The organism is Streptomyces albus subsp. albus (assembly GCF_000725885.1).
Lineage (GTDB): Bacteria > Actinomycetota > Actinomycetes > Streptomycetales > Streptomycetaceae > Streptomyces > Streptomyces albus.
In genome coordinates, this window is record NZ_JODR01000010.1 from 121,114 (window position 1) to 140,819 (window position 19,706).

General features: G+C 73.4%; 21 protein-coding genes. 12 read left to right on the plus strand and 9 right to left on the minus strand.

Annotation, left to right across the window (positions count from 1 at the left end; genetic code table 11):
• The first annotated feature begins 29 nt into the window (after positions 1-29).
• The 4 genes from IO40_RS0113185 to IO40_RS37620 all read left to right on the plus strand — a co-directional run bounded on the left by IO40_RS0113185 (position 30) and on the right by IO40_RS37620 (position 3,552).
• Positions 30-1,268, plus strand: a complete 1,239-nt coding sequence (locus IO40_RS0113185) for a MurT ligase domain-containing protein (protein ID WP_016467428.1) — start codon at positions 30-32, stop codon at positions 1,266-1,268.
• 85 nt (positions 1,269-1,353) lie between these two features.
• The gene (locus IO40_RS0113190) at positions 1,354-2,082 is read left to right on the plus strand and encodes a type 1 glutamine amidotransferase (protein WP_016467429.1); all 729 of its coding nucleotides are present in this window, start codon (positions 1,354-1,356) and stop codon (positions 2,080-2,082) included.
• A 140-nt stretch (positions 2,083-2,222) separates the two neighbouring features.
• Positions 2,223-3,173, plus strand: a complete 951-nt coding sequence (locus IO40_RS0113195; protein WP_016467430.1) for a cytochrome c oxidase assembly protein — start codon at positions 2,223-2,225, stop codon at positions 3,171-3,173.
• Between the two features lie 202 nt (positions 3,174-3,375).
• A complete protein-coding gene (locus IO40_RS37620; protein WP_016467431.1) occupies positions 3,376-3,552 on the plus strand; it encodes a hypothetical protein in 177 nt (58 codons plus the stop codon).
• A gap of 153 nt (positions 3,553-3,705) precedes the next feature.
• Here the strand turns inward: IO40_RS37620 and IO40_RS0113205 are convergent, their stop codons facing one another.
• The 3 genes from IO40_RS0113205 to IO40_RS0113215 all read right to left on the minus strand — a co-directional run bounded on the left by IO40_RS0113205 (position 3,706) and on the right by IO40_RS0113215 (position 6,125).
• Complete coding sequence (locus IO40_RS0113205) at positions 3,706-4,245, minus strand: type 1 glutamine amidotransferase domain-containing protein (RefSeq protein WP_016467432.1); 540 nt, start codon at positions 4,243-4,245, stop codon at positions 3,706-3,708.
• Between the two features lie 107 nt (positions 4,246-4,352).
• The gene (locus IO40_RS0113210; RefSeq protein WP_016467433.1) at positions 4,353-5,168 is read right to left on the minus strand and encodes an ABC transporter permease; all 816 of its coding nucleotides are present in this window, start codon (positions 5,166-5,168) and stop codon (positions 4,353-4,355) included.
• 150 nt (positions 5,169-5,318) lie between these two features.
• Positions 5,319-6,125, minus strand: a complete 807-nt coding sequence (locus tag IO40_RS0113215; protein WP_016467434.1) for an ABC transporter ATP-binding protein — start codon at positions 6,123-6,125, stop codon at positions 5,319-5,321.
• Positions 6,126-6,198: 73 nt separating this feature from the next.
• Between IO40_RS0113215 and IO40_RS0113220 the strand changes: the two genes are divergently transcribed.
• Complete coding sequence (locus tag IO40_RS0113220; RefSeq protein ID WP_016467435.1) at positions 6,199-6,864, plus strand: TetR/AcrR family transcriptional regulator; 666 nt, start codon at positions 6,199-6,201, stop codon at positions 6,862-6,864.
• A 126-nt stretch (positions 6,865-6,990) separates the two neighbouring features.
• On the opposite strand, the gene IO40_RS0113225 is transcribed toward IO40_RS0113220, so the two are convergent.
• The gene (locus tag IO40_RS0113225) at positions 6,991-7,443 is read right to left on the minus strand and encodes a YbhB/YbcL family Raf kinase inhibitor-like protein (RefSeq protein ID WP_016467436.1); all 453 of its coding nucleotides are present in this window, start codon (positions 7,441-7,443) and stop codon (positions 6,991-6,993) included.
• Between the two features lie 523 nt (positions 7,444-7,966).
• On the opposite strand from IO40_RS0113225, the gene IO40_RS0113230 reads away from it, so the two are divergent.
• From IO40_RS0113230 to IO40_RS0113250, 5 genes are all read left to right on the plus strand, one after another.
• On the plus strand, positions 7,967-8,647 hold the full coding sequence (locus IO40_RS0113230; protein ID WP_016467437.1) for a DedA family protein: 681 nt from the start codon (positions 7,967-7,969) through the stop codon (positions 8,645-8,647).
• 80 nt (positions 8,648-8,727) lie between these two features.
• Complete coding sequence (locus tag IO40_RS0113235; RefSeq protein ID WP_016467438.1) at positions 8,728-9,993, plus strand: sensor histidine kinase; 1,266 nt, start codon at positions 8,728-8,730, stop codon at positions 9,991-9,993.
• Positions 9,984-10,628 (plus strand): response regulator transcription factor, encoded by a 645-nt coding sequence (locus tag IO40_RS0113240; protein WP_031175456.1) that lies wholly within the window; start codon positions 9,984-9,986, stop codon positions 10,626-10,628. Before IO40_RS0113235 ends, IO40_RS0113240 begins: the two co-directional genes overlap by 10 nt.
• 115 nt (positions 10,629-10,743) lie before the next feature.
• Positions 10,744-10,944 (plus strand): hypothetical protein, encoded by a 201-nt coding sequence (locus tag IO40_RS0113245; protein ID WP_016467440.1) that lies wholly within the window; start codon positions 10,744-10,746, stop codon positions 10,942-10,944.
• Between the two features lie 39 nt (positions 10,945-10,983).
• Complete coding sequence (locus tag IO40_RS0113250; RefSeq protein ID WP_016467441.1) at positions 10,984-11,229, plus strand: hypothetical protein; 246 nt, start codon at positions 10,984-10,986, stop codon at positions 11,227-11,229.
• Between the two features lie 71 nt (positions 11,230-11,300).
• Here IO40_RS0113250 and IO40_RS0113255 read toward each other — a convergent pair whose 3' ends face one another.
• Entirely contained in the window at positions 11,301-12,596 is a 1,296-nt protein-coding gene (locus tag IO40_RS0113255) for an outer membrane protein assembly factor BamB family protein (RefSeq protein WP_016467442.1), read from the minus strand.
• Positions 12,597-13,375: 779 nt separating this feature from the next.
• On the opposite strand from IO40_RS0113255, the gene IO40_RS0113260 reads away from it, so the two are divergent.
• Positions 13,376-14,140 carry a lysophospholipid acyltransferase family protein gene (locus IO40_RS0113260; RefSeq protein WP_016467444.1) on the plus strand — a complete coding sequence of 255 codons (765 nt, stop codon included), beginning with the start codon at positions 13,376-13,378 and terminating at the stop codon, positions 14,138-14,140.
• 185 nt (positions 14,141-14,325) lie between these two features.
• Positions 14,326-15,381, plus strand: coding sequence for an NAD-dependent epimerase/dehydratase family protein (locus IO40_RS0113265; RefSeq protein WP_031175457.1), 1,056 nt, complete (start codon positions 14,326-14,328; stop codon positions 15,379-15,381).
• Between the two features lie 161 nt (positions 15,382-15,542).
• On the opposite strand, the gene IO40_RS0113270 is transcribed toward IO40_RS0113265, so the two are convergent.
• From IO40_RS0113270 to IO40_RS0113285, 4 genes are all read right to left on the minus strand, one after another.
• Complete coding sequence (locus IO40_RS0113270; protein WP_016467446.1) at positions 15,543-17,207, minus strand: alpha/beta hydrolase; 1,665 nt, start codon at positions 17,205-17,207, stop codon at positions 15,543-15,545.
• Positions 17,208-17,352: 145 nt separating this feature from the next.
• The gene (locus IO40_RS0113275; RefSeq protein ID WP_016467447.1) at positions 17,353-18,126 is read right to left on the minus strand and encodes an urease accessory protein UreD; all 774 of its coding nucleotides are present in this window, start codon (positions 18,124-18,126) and stop codon (positions 17,353-17,355) included.
• Positions 18,123-18,839, minus strand: a complete 717-nt coding sequence (gene ureG, locus IO40_RS0113280; protein WP_016467448.1) for an urease accessory protein UreG — start codon at positions 18,837-18,839, stop codon at positions 18,123-18,125. The genes IO40_RS0113275 and ureG overlap by 4 nt, the downstream gene beginning before the upstream one ends.
• 57 nt (positions 18,840-18,896) lie before the next feature.
• Positions 18,897-19,562: an urease accessory protein UreF gene (locus IO40_RS0113285; protein WP_031026781.1), complete on the minus strand. Its 666-nt coding sequence runs from the start codon at positions 19,560-19,562 to the stop codon at positions 18,897-18,899.
• Between the last annotated feature and the right edge of the window lie 144 nt (positions 19,563-19,706).

Below are 19,706 nucleotides of genomic sequence, written 5' to 3' on the forward strand. Positions count from 1 at the left end.
TACGCGAGGGGCAAGGAGGTTCAGACACGATGGCAGGCAATGCGGAGCCCCTGTCGGCACGGTCCCGGCTGGCCGTGACGGCAGGCAAGGCCGCCGCGGCGGTGTCGCGGGCCGCTGGCCGCGGCAGCGGCTCGGTGATCGGCGGCAAGGTGGCACTCAGGCTCGACCCTGACCTGCTGCAACGGCTGGCCCAGCACCTGGACGTGGTCCTGGTGTCCGCCACGAACGGCAAGACGACGACCACCCGGCTGATCGCCGAGGCACTGCGCGCCAACGGTGAGGTCGTCTCCAACGCACTGGGCGCCAACATGCCCGCCGGGATCACCTCGGCGCTGGCCGGCGGCTCGAACGCCCGCTACGGCGTGATCGAGGTGGACGAGAAGTACCTGGCGACCGTCGCCCGGGACACGACTCCGAAGGCCATCGCGCTGCTGAACCTCTCCCGTGACCAGCTCGACCGCGCGGCCGAGACCCGGATGCTGGCCGAGCGCTGGCGCGAGGGGCTCTCCGGGCAGAAGGCCGTCATCGTGGCCAACGCCGACGACCCGCTGGTCGTCTGGGCGGCGTCCTCCTCCCCCAACGTGGTGTGGGTGGCCGCCGGCCAGGAGTGGAAGGACGACGCCTGGTCCTGCCCCGCGTGCGGCGGTGTGATGCAGCGGCCGGGCGACGACTGGTTCTGCGCCGAGTGCGGATTCCGCCGGCCCACCCCGACCTGGGCGCTCTCGGGCGACCACGTGCTCGACCCGCACGGTTCGGCCTGGCCCATCCACCTCCAGCTCCCCGGCCGCGCCAACAGGGCGAACGCCGCGACCTCGGCCGCCGTGGCCGCCGCGTTCGGGGTGCCGCCGCAGACGGCGCTGGAGCGGATGTACTCCGTCAAGGCGGTGGCCGGCCGGTACGACGTGGTGCAGTACCAGGGCCGCGACGTGCGGCTGCTGCTGGCCAAGAACCCGGCCGGCTGGCTGGAGACGTTCTCCCTGATCGACCCGCCGCCCGCCCCGGTGATCCTGTCGGTGAACGCACGCAGCGCGGACGGCACCGACACCTCGTGGCTGTGGGACGTGGACTACGGCCGGCTGGCGGGGCACCCGATCTGTGTGCTCGGCGACCGCAAGCTGGACCTGGCCGTGCGGCTGGAGGTGGCCGGTGTCCAGTTCCAGGTGTGCGACAGCCCCGAGGACGCGGTGCGCCGGTGCCCGCCCGGCCGGATCGAGGCCATCGCGAACTACACCGCGTTCCAGGACCTGCGCCGCGCCGTCGGCAACTGATCACCCGTATCTTGGGAGGCCGGGCGGTCGCGCACCGTGCCGCCGCCCGCCCGACCCATCGATCCGCGCAAGGAGAACTGGCGGCATGAGTGACACGAGTCTGCGTCTGGTCTGGGTCTACCCCGACCTGCTGAGCACGTACGGCGACCAGGGCAACGCGCTCGTGGTGGAGCGGCGGGCGCGGCAGCGCGGGCTGGACGTCCAGCGGGTGGACGTCCGCTCCGACCAGCCGATTCCCACGTCCGGCGACATCTATCTGATCGGCGGCGGCGAGGACCGCCCGCAGCGGCTGGCGGCCGAGCGGCTGCTGCGCGACGGCGGGCTGAACCGCGCCGTGGACAACGGGGCGATCGTCTTCGCGGTCTGCGCCGGCTACCAGATCATGGGCCACGAGTTCGTCAACGACCTGGGCGAGCGCTCGGCCGGGCTCGGGCTGCTGGATGTGATCAGCACCCGCGGCGAGGGCGAGCGCTGCGTGGGCGACGTGCTCGGGGACTCCGACGAGTACCTGGGCCTGCCCCAGCTCACCGGCTTCGAGAACCACCAGGGCATCACACACCTGGGCCAGGGCGTCCGCCCTCTTGCGCGGGTACGGCTCGGGAACGGCAACGGCACCGGTGACGGCACCGAGGGCGCCTGGCGGGACACCGTCTTCGGGACGTATCTGCACGGCCCGGTGCTGGCCCGCAACCCGCTGATCGCGGACATGCTGATCAAGCTGTCGCTGGATGTGAACGCCCTCACCCCGGTCGACGACACCTGGTACGACGCGCTGCGCCAGGAGCGGATCGCCGCGGCTACACAGCCCGCCTGACCCGTCCGGCACGGTACGGCCGCGCGCATTCGTGCGACGCACACCGGTGAACCGCCCGTGGTGGGCGCCCCGCTGAAGGCGCCCACCACGGGCGGTTCTAGTCTGGTGCGGGCGTATCGGACGGTTGCGGGAGAGTTCGGATGGATCACGGCGGGCACGGCATGATGATGGATCTGCCGCCCTTCACGGTCGCGCGGGGCCTGGAGTTCACGGGCGAGCCGTTCTTCCTGGTGGGGTGCCTGCTGGCGCTCGCGCTGTACGGCTGGGGAGTGGCGCGGCTGCGGCGGCGCGGCGACGCGTGGCCCGTGGGGCGCACCGTCGGCTTCGTGATCGGTGTGCTGACCGTGGCCCTGGTGATGTGCACCGCGCTCAACGACTACGGCATGGTGCTGTTCAGCGTGCACATGGTGCAGCACATGGTCATCAGCATGCTGTCGCCGATCCTGCTGCTGCTGGGCGCCCCGGTGACGCTGACCCTGCGGGCGCTGCCCTCGGCGGGCCGGGGCCGCAAGGGGCCCCGCGAGCTGCTGGTGGCGCTGCTGCACAGCCGCTACATGCGGGTGATCACGCACCCGGCGTTCACCATCCCGCTGTTCATCGCGAGCCTGTACGCGCTGTACTTCACCCCGCTCTTCGACTTCCTGATGGGCTCCAAGGTCGGGCACATCGCGATGATGGTGCACTTCCTCGCCGTGGGACTGGTCTTCTTCTGGCCGATCATGGGCGTGGACCCCGGCCCGCACCGGCCCGGCTATGTGATGCGGATGCTGGAGCTGTTCGCGGGGATGCCGTTCCACGCGTTCTTCGGCATCGCACTGATGATGGCGTCCGCGCCGATGGTGGAGACCTACGCCGATCCGCCGGCCTCCTTGCAGGTCAGCGCATTGTCGGACCAGTCGGCCGCCGGTGGCATCGCATGGGCGTTCAGCGAGATCCCCTCGGTGATCGTGCTGGTGGCGCTGGTCTTCCAGTGGTACGTGAGCGAGCAGCGCACCGCCCGCCGCCGGGACCGCCGGGCGGACCGGGACGGGGACCAGGAGCTGGCCGCGTACAACGCCTACCTGGCATCCCTCCGCACCCGGGAGCAGTGAGCGGCATCCCTCTGGGCCGCCGGGGGGCGCATCCCGTAAAGGGGCGTGCGGGGCCGGGGACGGGGCGTGCGGAATGGCTTGCGGAGGCTTTGAGGGGCGCAGTGGCGCGCGGGGCCGCGGACGGGTGACCATAGGGACCTGGCCGCGGCCCTTGTGTGTGCGCGACCCGTACGCCCGGGGCCGCCGGGAGGAGGGCAGAGCTGTGAGGGCTGGACTGACGCGCGTACCGGCCTCCGCGAAGGCGATGACCGTGTGCACGGTCGTGGGCCTCGTGGTGGTCACGGCGTACACGGTGGCACTGGGCAGCAGCGGGTGGCTGTGGTTCTGCTGGGTCGTGCTGTGCCTGGTCACCCTGGGGGTGTTCGCCACCCGCCGGTGAGGGCGCGGGGAGTCGATCGGGTACCACGGTCATGAGAGCGCCGGGCCCCGGTGCCGCACCCTTCGGGGAGGGCACCGGGGCCCGGCGTTTCGCGGGGGACCGTCTCGGCGAGGCGTACGGGCCGGTCGCCCCAAGAGCCCACCGGTCAGCCGGTCAGCCGCCGGCACCGAACTCGGCGAGGAACGCCTTGTCGAACGCTTCCAGATCGTCCGGCTTGCGGCTGGTGATCAGCTTGTTGTTGCCGTGGTCGCAGACCTTGACCTGCTCGTCCACCCAGGTGCCGCCCGCGTTGCGGATGTCGGTGCGCAGGCTCGGGTACGAGGTCAGCACCCGGCCCCGCACCACATCGGCCTCCACCAGCGTCCACGGCGCGTGACAGATCGCCGCCACCGGGAGGCCCGCGTCGAAGAAGCCCTTGACGAACGCGACGGCCTTCTCGTCGGTGCGCAGGAAGTCCGGGTTGGCGACCCCGCCGGGCAGCACCAGACCGTCGAACTCGGAAGGCTGCGCCTGGGAGACCAGCCGGTCGACGGGGAAGGTGTCGGCCTTGTCCAGGTGGTTGAACGCCTGCACCGTGTCCCCGTCGGTGGACAGCAGGACGGGCGTGCCACCCGCGTCCTTGACGGCGTTCCACGGGTCGGTCAGCTCGATCTGTTCGGCGCCTTCCGGCGCGACGAGAAAGGCAACACGCACGTACCTCACGTCCTTTCCGTCGTCTCGCGTGCGCCCGACGGGTAGCCGCTGTCCGCCCTTTCATGCACCGTGCGGCCCGCGCGGTGGCGCCGGCCGCACGGTGCCGCTCATGCCGCAGTGCCGTGCGGCCTGCGGTGGAGACGGGCGGCCCCCGCCAGGCAGAGGGCGGCGAGGGCGATGGTGACCACCGAGCCGACGGCGACGGTGTGGGTGGCGAAGTCGCCGCGGAAGACGTCGCGTACCGCCTCGACGGTGTAGCGGAAGGGCACGACGCGGGAGACTCCGTCGAGCCAGTCGGGGGCCAGGTCCATGGGCAGCAGCAGCCCGGAGAGCAGCATCAGCGGCAGCACCGTGGTGTTGGCGACGGCGGCGAACTCGGTGGTGCTGCGCATCCGCATGCCGAGCCCGTGGGACAGGGCGGCGAGCGCGGCGGACAGTACGGCGACGAAGGCGAGGCCCAGCACGATCCCGCCCACCGGGGCGCGCAGGCCGAGGGCGACACCGAGCAGCACGAGCAGCACCGACTGCGCCACCAGTTGCACGACGTCGCGCAGGGTGCGGCCGAGCAGCAGGGCGAGCGGGGCCACGGGGGTGACCCGCATCCGGTCGACGACCCCCGTGTTCCGTTCCACGAGCTGCCCCATGCCCACGTAGGACCCGCCCAGCAGGGCGAGTTGCACCAGGATGCCGGGCACCAGTGTCTGCCAGGACGAGCCCTGCCGTCCCAGGTCGAGGCCGGTCAGGAGCGGGCCGAAGAGGGCGAGGAAGAGCAGTGGCTGGAGCATGCCGAAGAACAGGCTCGTCTTCGAGCGGAGAGTGGCCCGCAGGCAGCGGCCGAAGACGAGAGCGGTGTCGGCCCACAGCCGGCCGCCGGGGTGCGGCAGGTCAGGGGCGGGGGCGGGGTGGACGGTGCTGGTGGTCATGGCGGTGTCGTTTCCGTAGCGGTGGCCGGCGGATGCCGGTGGGGTCGGCCGGGGTCGGTGGGGTGACTGCGGGGTAGGGGTGGGCCGGTGCCGGACCGGCCGCGCGGTCGGACAGCGCGGGAAGGCGGGGTGCCCGGACCGGCCGTGCGGTCAGACGGCCAGGGGCGCGTGGCGCGGGGCGCGGCCGGTGACGGCGAGGAACGCGTCCTGGAGGGTGGCGCCGGGCCCGTGGCCGTGGGTGCGCTTCAACTCCTCGGGGCTGCCCTCGGCGACGGTGCGGCCCCCGTCCACCACGACGATCCGGTCGGCGAGCGTGTCGGCCTCGTCCAGGTAGTGGGTGGTCAGGAAGACGGTGGTGCCGTGGTCGCGGCGGATGCGGCGGACCAGCTCCCACACGTCGGCGCGGCCGGCCGGGTCGAGACCGGTGGTGGGTTCGTCGAGGAAGAGCACCTGCGGCCGGTGGACGAGCCCGAGGGCAATCTCCAGCCGCCGCCGCTGTCCGCCGGACAGTGCGGCGACGGGCCGGCCCATCAGATCCGTCAGCCCCAGGTCACCGGCGAGTTCGTCGGCGCGGCGACGGGCCTCGGAGGCGGGCATGCGGTGCAGCCTGGCCTGGGTGACCAGCTCCTCCCGCACACCGCACGAGGGGTCGAGCCCGCCGGCCTGGGCGACGTAGCCGATGCGGGAGCGGACGGCGGCCGGCTGGGTCAGCAGGTCGTGACCGGCGACCCGGGCGGTGCCGCCGGTGGGGCGCAGGAGGGTGGTGAGCATCCGCAGTGTGCTGGTCTTCCCGGCGCCGTTCGGTCCGAGGAAGCCCAGGATCTCGCCACGCGGGACGGTCAGGTCGATGCCGCGTACGGCGTGCACGGGGCCGGTCCTGAGCGTGTAGGTGAGGGAGAGTCCGCGTACGTCGAGTGCGGGCTCGGGGCTGTGCGCCGGGGTGGTCGGGGTGTCCATGAGCCGATGGAAGCACAGTCGACTGCAAATCTGCAATGCAGTTCAGTTTTACAGTCGGGTTAGACTTCTGCCCATGGGCGAGGAAGGGCTGCGGGAACGCAAGAAACGGCAGACACGGCGGCGCATCCGCGAAGTGGCCATGCGGCTGTTCGTCGAGCACGGCTTCGACAAGGTGACGATCGCCCAGGTGGCGGCCGAGGCCGAGGTCTCCGTCAACACCCTCTACAACTACTTCGAGGCCAAGGAGGACCTCGTCCTGCCGCCGGACGAGGCCTCACCGCAGCGCCTCGCCGCCATCGTCCGCGAGCGGGCATCCGGCGTCTCGCCCGCCCGCGCCGTCCTCGACCGGCTCCGGCAGGAGGTACACGGGCGGGAGCGGCAGCTCGGCCTCACGGAGGGCTTCGGGGCGGTGTTCGAGATGATGCGGTCCGCCCCCACCCTCGCCGCCCGGCTGGAGGATCTCGGGCGGGAGATGACCGAGGCCCTCGCCGCCCAGCTCGCCGAGGAGACCGGCGACGAACGCGACGACCCGGTGCTGTGCGCGGTGGCCGGCCAGATCGGCTGGTTCCACTCCATGGTCTTCGCGGAGATCGGCCGCCGGCTGGTCGCGGGCCGCGGGCCCGAGGAGATCGCCGCCGACGTCCTCCGGCTCCTCGACGCCGTGGAGGAACTGCTGGGCGAGCGCGCTTTCACCTACGCCGTACGCGGCGCACGCGAGGACGGACCGCTCCCCGGCTGACCGGGCGCGGTCACCACCGCGTACACCGGACACGGATCACCGCCCTCCCGGTGGCTCGCTCGCGCCGTTGCCGTCGGAAGAAGCGGCCCGCGGCGCCTAGCGCTCAGCCGGGAGGGGTCGGCCCGGTCAGCGCTGGTACCGGCCGACCAGGGTGCCGTCGGCCAGCGCCGCACGCTCCGCGGCCTCCCGTACGTCGTCGGCCGTGGCGCCCTCGGAGAGCGGCAGCGACTCGGGCAGCGCGTACAGACGGAAGAAGTACCGGTGCGCGTCGTCACCCACCGGCGGCTGCGGACCGCCCCAGCCCTCCTCCCCGAACCCGTTGGTGTGCGGCCGGCCGCCCGGGGGCGTCTGCCCGCTGTCCACGCCCGTGGACAGCGGGTCGATTCCGGTCACGAGCCAGTGCAGGAAGGTCCCCGTCGGCGCGTCGGGGTCCTCGCACAACAGCAGCAGCTCCGCCGTGTCGCCGGGTACGCCGGACCAGGCCAGTGGGGGTGAGACGTTCTCGCCCGCCTTGGCATAGCGGTCCGGAAGGAATGCGTGATCGTTGAACGCCGCGCTTCTCAGCTCGATACCAGCCATACCGTCCGCAGTACCACCGCAGCCCGTGATGATGCCCGCCGGGCGCCCGGCCCACCGCAACGGCCGGTCGCACCACCGGCCGGCGCCGGTCGGCGAGCGGGGCCTCCTCCCGGCGCACGGCGGCCGGACGGGGATGACCGAGACCGGAGGCACGGCAGCCGGGCAGGTCCATCCGGCGCACGACAGCCGGGGAAAACACCCCAGGCCCCGACGGCCCGGCGAACGACAGCCGGGCGAGACGCCCGACCACCCGACGGCCGACACGCTGTGTCCGGGTGCGTGCCCGACCACCGCGCGCCCGGAACGCGCCAAGGCGGCACGAAACGGCAGCCGATCCCGACGCGGGAGACCGAAACCAACGTGGGGAACCCGACCACCGAGGGGCCGGCCGCGCCGATGCGGGAAACCGTAAGAGCCCGAGGGCAATCCGCATACCGGCGCCGGCCGGGGCCCGCCTAGCGTGAGGCGTACGCCGCGGCGGCACACGCCGCACCGGCCCCTCGAGCACGCTGGAGACACCCGAATGGACCTCATGGCCGCGCCCGTTCCCCTCGCCGCACTGCCCGACGAACCCGCCGGCGGCGCGGCGGGGTGGGCGGCCGACCTCGTGGAGACCCTGGGCGGTCCCGGAGCGGGCCTGGCCATCGCCCTGGAGAACCTCTTCCCGCCGCTGCCCAGCGAAGTGATCCTGCCTCTGACCGGCTTCGCCGCGGGCCGGGGCTCCCTCAGTCTGGTCTCGGCGCTGCTGTGGACCACACTCGGCTCGGTGGCCGGTGCCGTCGTCCTCTACTGGATCGGCATGCTCTTCGGCCGCGACAGAATGCACGCCCTGTGGGCCCGGCTGCCCCTGGTCAAGCCCTCCGATCTGGAACGCACGGAGGTGTGGTTCGCCAAGCACGGCACCAAGGCGGTGTTCGCGGGCAGGATGGTCCCGGTCTTCCGCAGCCTCATATCGGTGCCCGCCGGTATCGAGCGCATGCCGTTGCCGGTGTTCGTGCTGCTGACCACCCTGGGCAGCGCGTTGTGGAACACCGTCCTGGTGCTGGCCGGTTACTGGCTGGGAGACCGGTGGGACACCGTGGAGACGTACGTGGGTGTGCTCAGCAAGGCCGTTCTCGTCCTGGTCGCCGCGGCCGTCGTCCTGTACGTCGTCGTGCGCGTCCGCTCCCGCGGCGGCGACGCCCGGCACCGTCGCACCCCGTGAGGGACCGCGAGCCCGTGCCCGTCCGGGCGCCGGAGGAACGATCTTGCCGCGGGAGTGGGCCACGGCTACTCTCTCGCCCCGTGGGGGAGACGGCCGACGACGGGTCCCGCGGACCGCGCACACCGGCCGGCGCGGGAGAGCTGCCCGCGCCCCGGTTCCCCGAGCCGGCCGGCGGGTCCGGTGTTCCCGCGTCCGGTGAGCCCGATGCGCCGGCGCCCCAGCCCCCGCTGCCGCGGCGTGTCGCCGGGCTGCTCCTGGGCTGCCTCACCGCTCCGGTCGGCCTGTTGTACTTCGTCCTCGTCGGCCTTCCCCTCGGTCCCCTCCTGCTGTGGCCCCGTACCCGGCCGGCCGCCCTGCGGTGGCTCGGCCCGGGCGCTCGAGTCCTGGCCGCGGCCGAACACCGGCGCCGCGTGGTGTTCTTCGCCGACCGCTTCCCCGCCCGGCGGCTGCCCGACCACCGGCTCCTGCGCTACCTCGCGGCCCGGACGTGCACGGGCCTGGTGACCGGGTTCGTGCTGCTTCTGCTGGTGTTCGGCGCGGGACTGGCCGCGCTGCTCGCCGCCGGCCTGCTGCGGGGCAGCGTCACGTGGCCGCAGCTGCTCGGCCAGGCGCTGCTGGGCACCGTCCTGCTCTTCTTGAACGTGCAGGGCCTGCGCTCGCTCGCCGCCCACGACGCCCGCCTGGCCCGCGCGTGTTTCGGGCCGACCGAGCAGGAGGCGCTGCGGCAGCGGATCACCCAGCTGGCCACCAGCCGGGCCGCCGTGCTGCGGGCGGTGGACGGCGAACGCCGCCGCATCGAACGCGATCTGCACGACGGGGTGCAGCAGCGTCTGGTGGCGCTGGCCATGCTGCTGGGCCGGGCCCGCCGGCACCGGGAGCCGGCACGGGCGAACGAGCTGCTGCGGCAGGCCCACCAGGAGGCGCAGGACGTGCTGCACGAGCTGCGGGAGGTGACCTGGCGGGTGTATCCGGCGGTGCTGGACGACCTGGGGCTGCGCGAGGCGCTGGCGGGGGTGTGCGAACGGTCCGGCGTGCCCGTCCGGGTCGACTACGACGTCCCCGGGCCGCTGCCCGCGACGGTCGAGACCGCCGCCTACTTCGTGGTCTCGGAGTCGGTGACCAACACGACCAAGCACGCGTCGGCGAGCACCGTGTCCGTCAGTGTCCGGCGAAGCGGCGGCACGCTCGTGGTCCGGGTACGGGACGACGGGACGGGAGGCGCGGACCCGGCGGGCGGCGGCCTGTCCGGACTGCGGGACCGGGTGGGCGCCCTCGACGGCCGCCTGCATGTCGACAGCCCCTCGGGGGGACCCACCACCATCACCGCTCAGCTGCCGTGCGCGTGATCCTGGCCGAGGACTCGACCCTGCTGCGGGAGGGGCTCGTGCGGCTGTTGGCGGAGGAGGGGCACGAGGTGACGGCGGCGGTCGGTGACGCGGCGAGCCTGCTGCACCAGGTCGCGGCCCGGCCGCCGGACATCGCCGTCGTGGACATCCGGATGCCTCCCACCCACACGGACGAGGGCCTGCGCGCCGCTCTGGAGATCCGCCGGCGTCATCCCCGGGTGGGCGTGCTGGTGCTCTCCCAGCACCTGGAACGCCACTACGCGGCACAGTTGTTGGCCCCGGGTACCGAGCGGGTCGGCTATCTGCTCAAGGACCGGGTGGCGCAGGTCGAGGAGTTCCTCGACGCCCTCGCACGCGTCCACGAGGGCGGTACGGCCCTCGACCCGGAGGTCGTACGGCAGTTGGTGGTGCGCTCCGCGCACAGCGACCCGCTCGCCCGGCTGACCTCCCGCGAGCTCAGCGTGCTGGAAGCGCTCGCCCAGGGGCACACCAACGCGGCCGTCGCACAGCAGCTGCACCTGTCCCTGAGCACCGTCGAGAAGAGCCTCAACGCGGTCTTCGACAAGCTCGACCTGCCGCGCGCCTCCGGCTACAACCGCAGGATCCTCGCCGTCCTGCGCTACCTGGGGTCCTGACCCGGAAGGCGCGAACGGGCCACCCGGGGAGGGCCGAACGGCTGAGACGAGGATTGACGTGCGGTACACAAGGGGATGAACCAGGCGTATCGCCCCCGTGGAGAGGAGGGCACCCATGATGTCGCACGCCGGAATTGGGCACGTACCGCTGTCCGCCCTCACCCTCGCGGGTTCCCCGCGTCCGACCCGGCGCCGGGACGAGGCCGACCCCGTCTCGCGCTCCCCGAGGGAAACCGAGAGCGTGTCCACGCACGAGCAGACGCCGGGCAAGGCCGGGCCCTGGCGTGACTCCGCAGCCGTGACGCTCGCCGCCTGACCGTCCACCTCCCGCATCCGGCCTGCGGTCGGAGGGGCCATGGAGACCGTTGTCGCCGTCCTCAACGCACTGGGCGGCCTGGGTGCACTGTTGTCCGGCGCCGCCGCCCTCTGCACCGCGCTGCGTGAGCGGCGCGGACGCGACGGCACCGCACCGCCGCGCGAACCACCGCCACGTGAACAACCGCACGAACCGTCCTCGCCCGAATCCCCGCGTGAACCGCCCCGTGCGTTACCGCGTGAACCGTTGTCCGACGAGGAGGACCGGACCTGGGCCGGGACCTGATGGCCCATCAGGTCCCGGGCGGCGGCCCGGCCGCTCCGGTACCGAGCACCGGAGCGGGGAGCCGCGACCGGTCAGGGCGCGGGCACCTGCGCCTCGAAAGCCACCACCAGCCGTTTGCCGTCGTCGGCCCGCTCACCGATGGCCAGTACCTTGCCCGTCTCGTAGGCGTACAGCGCCCTGCTGCCGGACAGATAGGTGCCGTCGGGCAGCACCATCGTGCCGACGGGCTCCAGCTTCCCGGTGTCCGGGTCGAGTGCGCCGACCCGCGACCAGTAGGACTTCTCCGGATCGGGCTCGGCGATCAGCATGCGCCGGTGCGCGCTGTCGTAACCGACGAAGGCGCTGCCGCCGCCCTTCCCCTCCCACAGCACCCTGCCGCTCCTGAGATCTAGCGCCGCGACGGAGCCGTCGCGCAGCTTGCAGAAGTACAGGCCGCTCTCGGTGATGCCGTTGTCCTTGTCGTTGAACACCACGTCCGCCGCCTTGCCGGTCAGGTCGACGCTCCTGACCGACTCGCCGTCCTTGGCGAAATTGAGCACCCTGGGCGGGCTGGAGTCCCCCTCCCCCACCGTCGCCGCCACGGTGAGCGGATGGTCGGACAGGATGCGGAGCGGCTTGCCCTGCTGCTTCGAAACGGTGGTGGGCCGCCCTCCGTACTGGGTGTCGAGGACCACCAGTTCGTCACGGCAGTCGGGCTTGGCCACCACGTGCTGGGCGCTGAAGACGTAGCTGTAGCGGCAGTTGATGCGGGCCGAGGCCAGCGGGTCGGAGGGGGCGCCGCTGCGCACGTCGAACATCTGGATGCTCTCCGTCGAGTTGAGGCCGACGGTGATGTGCTTGGTGCCCGCGTACACCTGCGGAACGTTGGCGCCGTACTCGCTGGCGAGCTTCTTCGACCACGTGACCGCGCCCGTGTCCACGTCGATCGCCGCCAGATAGGAGCACTCGTCGCCCCCGGCGTCGAACAGCACCGCGCCCACCCCGTTGCCGCTGGCCTCGGGCGCCATCGCGCACGGTTCCCCCGCCCCCTCGGGCGGCTTCACCTTCCACTTCTGCCGTCCCGTGCCGGTGTCGTAGGCGCGCACGCCGTTCTCGTCGCCGAGGACGAGCGTGCTCCCCGCCAGCCAGCGGGCGGGCCACTGCACCGTGCTGCCGGACGACGCGGTCGAGCGCGGCAGGCCGCTCTTCCATGCGACCTCCAGCGCGTCGGAGGGCACGTCCGGCTCGTCGCCGCCGCCGGAGTTGTCGGACACCACCGAGAGGGCGAAGACCGCTCCGCCGCCGATGAGGGCCACGCCGAGCAGACAGGCGATCACGATGGCGGCGATCCTGCCGCCGGAGCGGCGGTTGCCCGGCCGGGGCGGCACCGGGGCTCCCCAGGGCCCGCCCGGACCGGTGGCGCCCGGCCCAGGGGGCGCACCCGGCCCCGGAGGCGCGCCGAATCCGGGAGGGGCTCCGGGACCGGGAGGGGCGCCGAATCCGGCGGGGGTGGTGGGGCCGGCCGGTGTCCCGGGGGCGGGAGCCGCGGGCGGCCCGGCCGGCGGTGGGGCGGGGGTGTGCCAGGCGCCGGGGTCGGGGGCCCCGAACCCCGCAGGGCCGGCGGGCCGGCCGGCGTCCGGCGGAGGGCCGCCCGCGGGACCGGGCGCAGGGCCGGGGGGCCCGGGCGGCTGCGCGGGCATGGGCGGCGGTCCCTTCACCGGCCGGCCGTCCGTACCGCCGCCGCCCGGGCCCGCGCCGCTGCCGCCGTCGGGGGTCGGTCTGCTGCCGGGTGTCCCTTCACCGTCCGGCCGGTTCTCCTGCGCCACGCATCTCCTCGATTCCTCAACTCCGGCAGGATCCGGAGAAGTTGCTCGCTTTCGAACGCGCATATGGTGACACGGGTCCGCGCGCGGTGACCGTCACAGAGCCTCATTCCTGTACGACCGGCCGCCGGAGACCCGTTCCCGTGCCCGGGTGTCGCGGCGGGGAGCGGACGGCGGGGGCCGGGTCGGGCGAAGGACGGTTCCGTGCGGGCCGGGCGGGCGTACGATCGGTGGCCCGGTCGCACTGCCTGTCGAGGGGGCGACGGAGTCAGCGAGGAGTCAGCATCAGTCCGACCGGCCCGGGCCCCCGACAGCCGGATGCGCGACACGGGAGGTGAGCCCAGGTGTTCTACTACGTGCTCAAGTACGTGCTGCTGGGGCCGCTGTTGCGGCTGGTGTTCCGGCCCCGGATCGAGGGGCTGGAGAACGTACCGGACGAGGGCCCGGCGATCGTGGCCGGCAACCATCTGTCGTTTTCCGACCATTTCGTGATGCCCGCGATCCTCAAGCGGCGCATCACCTTCCTCGCCAAGGCCGAGTACTTCACGGGCCCGGGCCTCAAAGGGCGCCTGACGGCGGCGTTCTTCCACAGCGTCGGCCAGATACCCGTCGACCGGTCGGGGAAGGGAGCCGGCCGCGCGGCTGTCGAGGAGGGGCTCCGGGTACTGGCCAGGGGCGAGTTGCTGGGCATCTACCCGGAGGGCACCCGCTCGCACGACGGTCGGCTCTACAAGGGCCGGGTGGGGGTGGCCTCGATGGCGCTCGGCGCCGGGGCGAAGGTGGTGCCGTGCGCCGTGGTCGGTACGTTCGAACTCCAGCCGCCGGGACGGAAGCTCCCCCGCATCGGCCGGGTGACCATCCGGTTCGGCGAGCCGCTGGACTTCTCCCGGTTCGCCGGCCTGGAGAACGAACGGACCGTGCTGCGGGCGGTCACCGACGAGATCATGCACGAGATCATGCTGCTGTCCGGGCAGGAGTACGTGGACATGTACGCGCCGGACGCGAAGGCCGCACAGGCTGAGCGGAACGCACGGGCCAAACGGTCCGCACAGGCGGCGCGGTCCGGCCGGGCGGGCCGGCCCGCCCGGCGGCGCCCGCCTCGCGGCTGACGCGCCCCGCCGGCGGGACGGAGCCGTGCTGCCGGGGGCGGGACACCACGGTCCGGGACCTGCCAGGACCCCGCGTCCCCTCCGGGACCGGGCGCGTCCGCGGCACGGCCGCTGCGCCCGCAGCGTAATCGTCGAGGGCGAAATCCCCTGTCGGCGCCGCACATTGGCCCTCTAGCGTGCCCGGCATGGTGAGTGGACGACGTGCCCTGGTGCTGGGCGCGACAGGACAGATGGGACGGCCCTCGGTGGCCGCGTTGGCCGAGGACGGGTGGGAGGTGACGGCGGCGTCCCGCGGCGGGGGCCGGGACGACCGGTGGCCGCAGGAGGTGCGGACGGTCGCGGTGGACCGTGACGAGCCGGGCGCCCTGGAGGAGACCGTCGGCGACGGCGTCGATCTGCTGCTGGACGTGACGGCGATGACCGCGCAGCACGCCCGGCAGATCGCCGGACTGGCCGGCCGGATCGGCTCGGCCGTGGTGCTCTCCAGCGCCGCGGTGTACGAGGACGAGAAGGGCCGGAGCTTCGCCACGCAGGACCGGCCCGACGGCTGGCCACGCTATCCGGTGCCCGTTCCCGAGACCTACGGGACGATGGATCCGGGCGAGACCTACGGTGCGCGCAAGGTGCTGATCGAGAGGGAACTGACGGCGCTGGGCGACCGGTTGCCGGTCACCATGCTGCGGGCGGGCGCCGTCCACGGTCCGTACTGCCGCACGCCGCGCGAGGCATGGCTGGTCAAACGGTGGCTGGACGGGCGGCGGGTGCGGGTGCTGGCGCACGGCGGGCGGAGCCGTTTCCACCCCGTCCACGTGGACAACGTCGCCGAACTGGTGCGGCTGGCGGCCCGCAGGCCGGGGTCGCGCGTCCTGAACGCGGCCGACCCCGAGGCACCGACCGTCGAGCGGATCGCGCGGCTCCACGACGAGGTGCTGGGGTGGGAGTGCGAGACGGTGCTGCTGGAAGGTCCCCCGCCGGCCGAGGCACCCATGGTGGGCTCGACCCCGTGGTCGCTCCCCCACTCCCTGGTGCTGGACATGTCGGCGGCCGAACGGGAGCTGGGTTACCGGCCGGTGACCACCTATGAGCAGTCCCTCCCGGCGACGCTGGAGTGGCTGGCCGGCGAGCTGCGCGGGCGGGACTGGCGGGAGGCGCTGCCGAAGATGGCCGCGGCCTACGACCCGATGGGCGACCTGTTCGACTACGCGGCGGAGGACCGCTGGCTGGCGGCGCACCGGCCGTGAGACCCACGGCGGGTGGCGGTGACGTGCGCCACGGATGAGGCCGGCCCACTGTGCCGTCGCCCATGGGTGAGGGGCGGGCCCGATTCGTCAGGGCCCGCCCCTCGTCGTCGTACCGTCCGCTCAGCGCGCGTCCGGTGCGCCGGGCAGGATGGCGGGGAGCGTCACGGGGTGAGCGCCGGGACGTCCGCCGCCTTCGCCTGCGCCGCCGCCTTGGCCGCGGAGGCGGCCGGCTTCGGCTCGGCGTGCGGGGTGCAGGTCACGTCCTTGGCGTCCACGGTGCCCTTGAGGAGGTAGGCGTCGACGCGCTCGTTGATGCACGGGTTCTTCAGGTTGGTGATGCCGTGCGAGCCCGCGTCCTTCTCGGTGATCAGCCGGGAGCCCTTGAGGCGCTTGTGCAGCTCGACACCGCCCGGGTACGGGGTGGCCGCATCACGCGTGGCCTGGATGATCAGTACGGGGTGCGAGGTGCTGGTGCGGATGTCGAGCGCCTTGTGCTGCTTGAGGGGCCAGACCGCGCACGGGTAGTTCATCCACGCGTTGGACCAGGTGAGGAAGGGGTACTTCTCGTGGAGCCGGGTGTTGTCCCGGTCCCAGGTCTTCCAGTCGCGCGGCCACTGGGCGTCGTTGCACTCGACGGCGGTGTAGACGGCGTTGCTGTTCTCACTGGCCTTGTTGCCCGCGACATCGGACATGTCGGGGCCCGCGGCCTCGATCAGCGGCTTCTCGTCGCCCTTGAGGTAGGCGGACCACACCGCGGCGACACTCGCCCACGCGGAGTCGTAGTACGGCGCGCTCTGGAAGAAGCCCAGCAGTTCCGAGGGGCCGACGACGCCGCCGATGGGGGTCTTCTTCGCGGTGGCGCGCAGCTCGCGCCACTTGGCCTCGATCTTCTCGGGGGTCGAGCCGATGCCGTAGACGTCGTCGTGCTTGGCGACCCACTGCTTCCAGTCCTCCCAGCGGGTCTGGAAGGCGACGTCCTGGTCGAGGTTGACCTCGTACCAGACCTTGCGCGGGGAGGGGTTGACCGCGCTGTCGGTGATCATGCGGCGGATGTGGCCCGGGAACAGTTCCGCGTACACGGCGCCCAGGTAGGTGCCGTAGGAGACGCCGAGGTAGTTGAGCTTCTTGTCACCGAGCGCGGCACGGATGACGTCGAGGTCGCGGGCCGTGTTGGGCGTGGTCATCTGGGCGAGGAGGGCGCCGCTGCGCTCCTTGCAGCCGTCCGCGTACTCCTTGGCGAGCTTGCGCTGGGTGCGCTTGTCGGCCTCGCTGTCGGGGACCGGGTCCAGCTTGGGGGCCTTGACCCACTCCTGCGGGTCGGCGCAGGAGATGGGCGCGGAGTGGCCGACGCCGCGCGGGTCGAAGCCGACGAAGTCGTAGGCGGTCGCGGCCTTGGCCCACAGGGCGTTCTTGGCGGGGATGCGGTTGGGGAAGGCCAGGCCGGAGCCGCCGGGGCCGCCGGGGTTGTAGACGAGGGAGCCCTGCCGCTCTTCCTTGCTGCCGGTGCTGCGCGCCCGGTCCACAGCGATCTTGATCTGCTTGCCGTGGGGCTTGGCGTAGTCGAGCGGAACGGTCACCCAGCCGCACTCGACGCCCTTCTGGAGGCCCCAGTCGGCCGGGCAGTCCTTCCAGTCGATGCCGGCGCGGGCGGCGCGGGCCGCGGCCAGTTGGACGCCGCGCGCCTCGGCGCTGCCGTGCCGCTTCGCGGTCTGCGCGTGGGTGCCGTTCCCGTCCGCGAAAGCGGACGGGACGGATATCAGGCCGGCCGTGAGCGCTCCGGCGGCGAGGGTGCCGGCGGCGGCTATGGCCGCCTTCCGTCTGGTCACGAATTCTCCCCCTTCGGGTGCTGCCGCGTGTGACGGCGGTGGTCGGTGACCACGGTGGTGGTGTCAGGGGGATCCTTGTCCCTCACAGGCAGTAAGGGACAGGGCAAGGATTGGTTCTTTACCAAGCCGTATCTTTGCGCCGCGCTCACCAAGAAAGCGAGGTCAACGCCTCGTCCAGCACCCGGCGCAGGCACAGCGCGTCCGGCGCCACGGCCGTCACCAGCACCGCCGGACCGGCCAGCGGAGTCACCGCCGCCGTCTCCCCCAGCACCCGCGGCGCGGCCGGTGCGTCCGCCAGCGCGGGGTCCACCACGAGCAACTGCCCCACCGCACGGTGACCGCCCAGCACAGCGCCGCCGTCCCAGCCCGGCGCGCCCGGCCCGAAGTCGAGCCGCTGGTCGAGCAGCGGGCGCCCCGCCCGGTACACCGTCAGCCTGCTGCCGAGCCGGCCCGGCTCCTCCCCCGCCCGGCCCAGCACCTGCTCGTCCCGCAGCACCAGTCGTGCGCCGGGCGCCAGTTCGGCGCGGATGCTCTGGTGCAGTTCGCTGCCCCGCACGGAGATCAACGGTTCGGGCAGCCAGTGCAGCCGGCCGCCCTCCCCCACGTCGAGCCGCACGTCGTAGCGCGCGGGCTCCGCCGTACGACCGGGCAGGGCCAAGGTGGCGGCGCTGCCGTCCACCCGCAGGGCGGCCCCCGGTTCGACGACCGTCTCGATCGCCAGCCGGTCCCCGCCCAGCGGCGCGCTCATCGCACCGACGAGTGTGACGCGGGCACAGGACGGGTCCGCCGAGCGGGTACGGCGCAGTGCGAAGGGGCCCTCCCCGCTGCGCAGCGGCAGGGCGGTACCGCCGCGCCCGTCGGGCGCGGCGGTGATCCGGGCCAGCGCGCTGACGCCGGTGGGCGCGAGGGCCGTCGTCATGCGGACCGGCCCGCCGACGCCGCCGGTTCGGCCGCCTGTCCCGTCCACGCGGTGAGCTGGGAACGCACCCAGTCGGCGACCGGCGTGACACCCGGCTCCTGCCGCAGCGACTGGAAGATCACCGGCAGTTCGCCCCGCTGCTGCTTGGCGTCCCGCTCCATGCCCGCCAGGTCGGACCCCACGTAGGGCGCCAGGTCCGTCTTGTTGACGACGAGCAGATCGGCGGTGGAGACACCCGGACCGCCCTTGCGGGGGATGTCGTCGCCGCCCGCCACGTCGATGACGAAGATCTGGACGTCGATCAGCCCCTTGGAGAACGTCGCGGTCAGGTTGTCGCCGCCGGACTCGACCAGGATGAGGTCGAGCGGCCCGACCTCGTCCTCCAGGTCCTCAACGGCCTCCAGGTTCGCGGAGATGTCGTCCCGGATCGCGGTGTGCGGGCAGGCCCCGGTCTCCACCGCGGTGATCCGCTCCGGCGGCAGCACCGCCTCGCGGAGCAGGAACGCGGCGTCCTCACGGGTGTAGATGTCGTTGGTGACGACCGCCAGCGACAACTGGTCGCGCAGCGCGCGGCACAGCGCCGCGACGGTCGCCGTCTTGCCGGAGCCGACGGGACCGCCGAGTCCGACACGGAGCGCCCGGCGGGTGCCGTCGGGACGGATCGCCGAGGCGCTGTGCCGCTCGGGGTAGGTGGTGCCGTGGTCGAGATGCATGATTTCTCCCAGTCGGTTCGTGGTTGTTCGGGCGCGGAGCACCGGGCGCGGCGGGGGTCAGGACGCGAAGAGGCGGACCGGCCACGCCGCGTGCTGCTCCGCGGTGATCTCCAGCAGCGGCGCGGAGGCCGCGGGCAGGTCGTCGACGGGCCCGTCGCACACCGCCGCCGCCCGCCGCGCCACCTCCTCGATCTCGGGCGCCAGCCGGGCCAGGACGGTGGTGGCGTCGAACGGGTCGAGACTGAGCAGCCGGACCACCGCCGTCGCCGGACCGCTCGCGTTCTCGTAGGCGGCGGCGTACGCGGCATCCAGCGGGCCCAGCCCGGCCGACCGGGCCGCCAGCCCCAGCACCACCGGCTGGTGGGCGCCCTTGGGGCGGGCCGCCGCCAGCGCGTCCAGCTCCGGCCCCGGCCAGGCCGCCCGCGCCGCCCGCATCATCTGCCGGCCCAGCTTGCGGGCCGTGCGGCGCAATGCCGGGGACGGGGTGCGGGCATCGGCGGCCTCGTCCAGCACGAGCGGATCGGTGCCGGCCGCGGCTGCCGCCGCCAGGGCCGCCGCGGTCAGGCCGGCCGTGTGCAGCCGGCCGGCGCAGAAGCGGTGCAGGCTCTCCGCGTCGCGGATGCGGCCCGCACGTACGGCCGCCTCGGCGCCTCCCGAGTGGGCGTGCCCGCCCGCCGGGAACCGCCCGTCCGCGAGCACCAACAGTGCGGCGCTGCCGCTCATGGGACCTCCAACTCTCTCCGGGCGCCGTACGGGCCCGGCGCTGCTGCACGGCGGGCCCGGCCGCCGAACGGGACGGGCGCCCCGCCCTTCCGGCGGGACCTCGGTACCCGCGTGGGCCCGCGCACCGGTGCGGGGCCCCGGAGG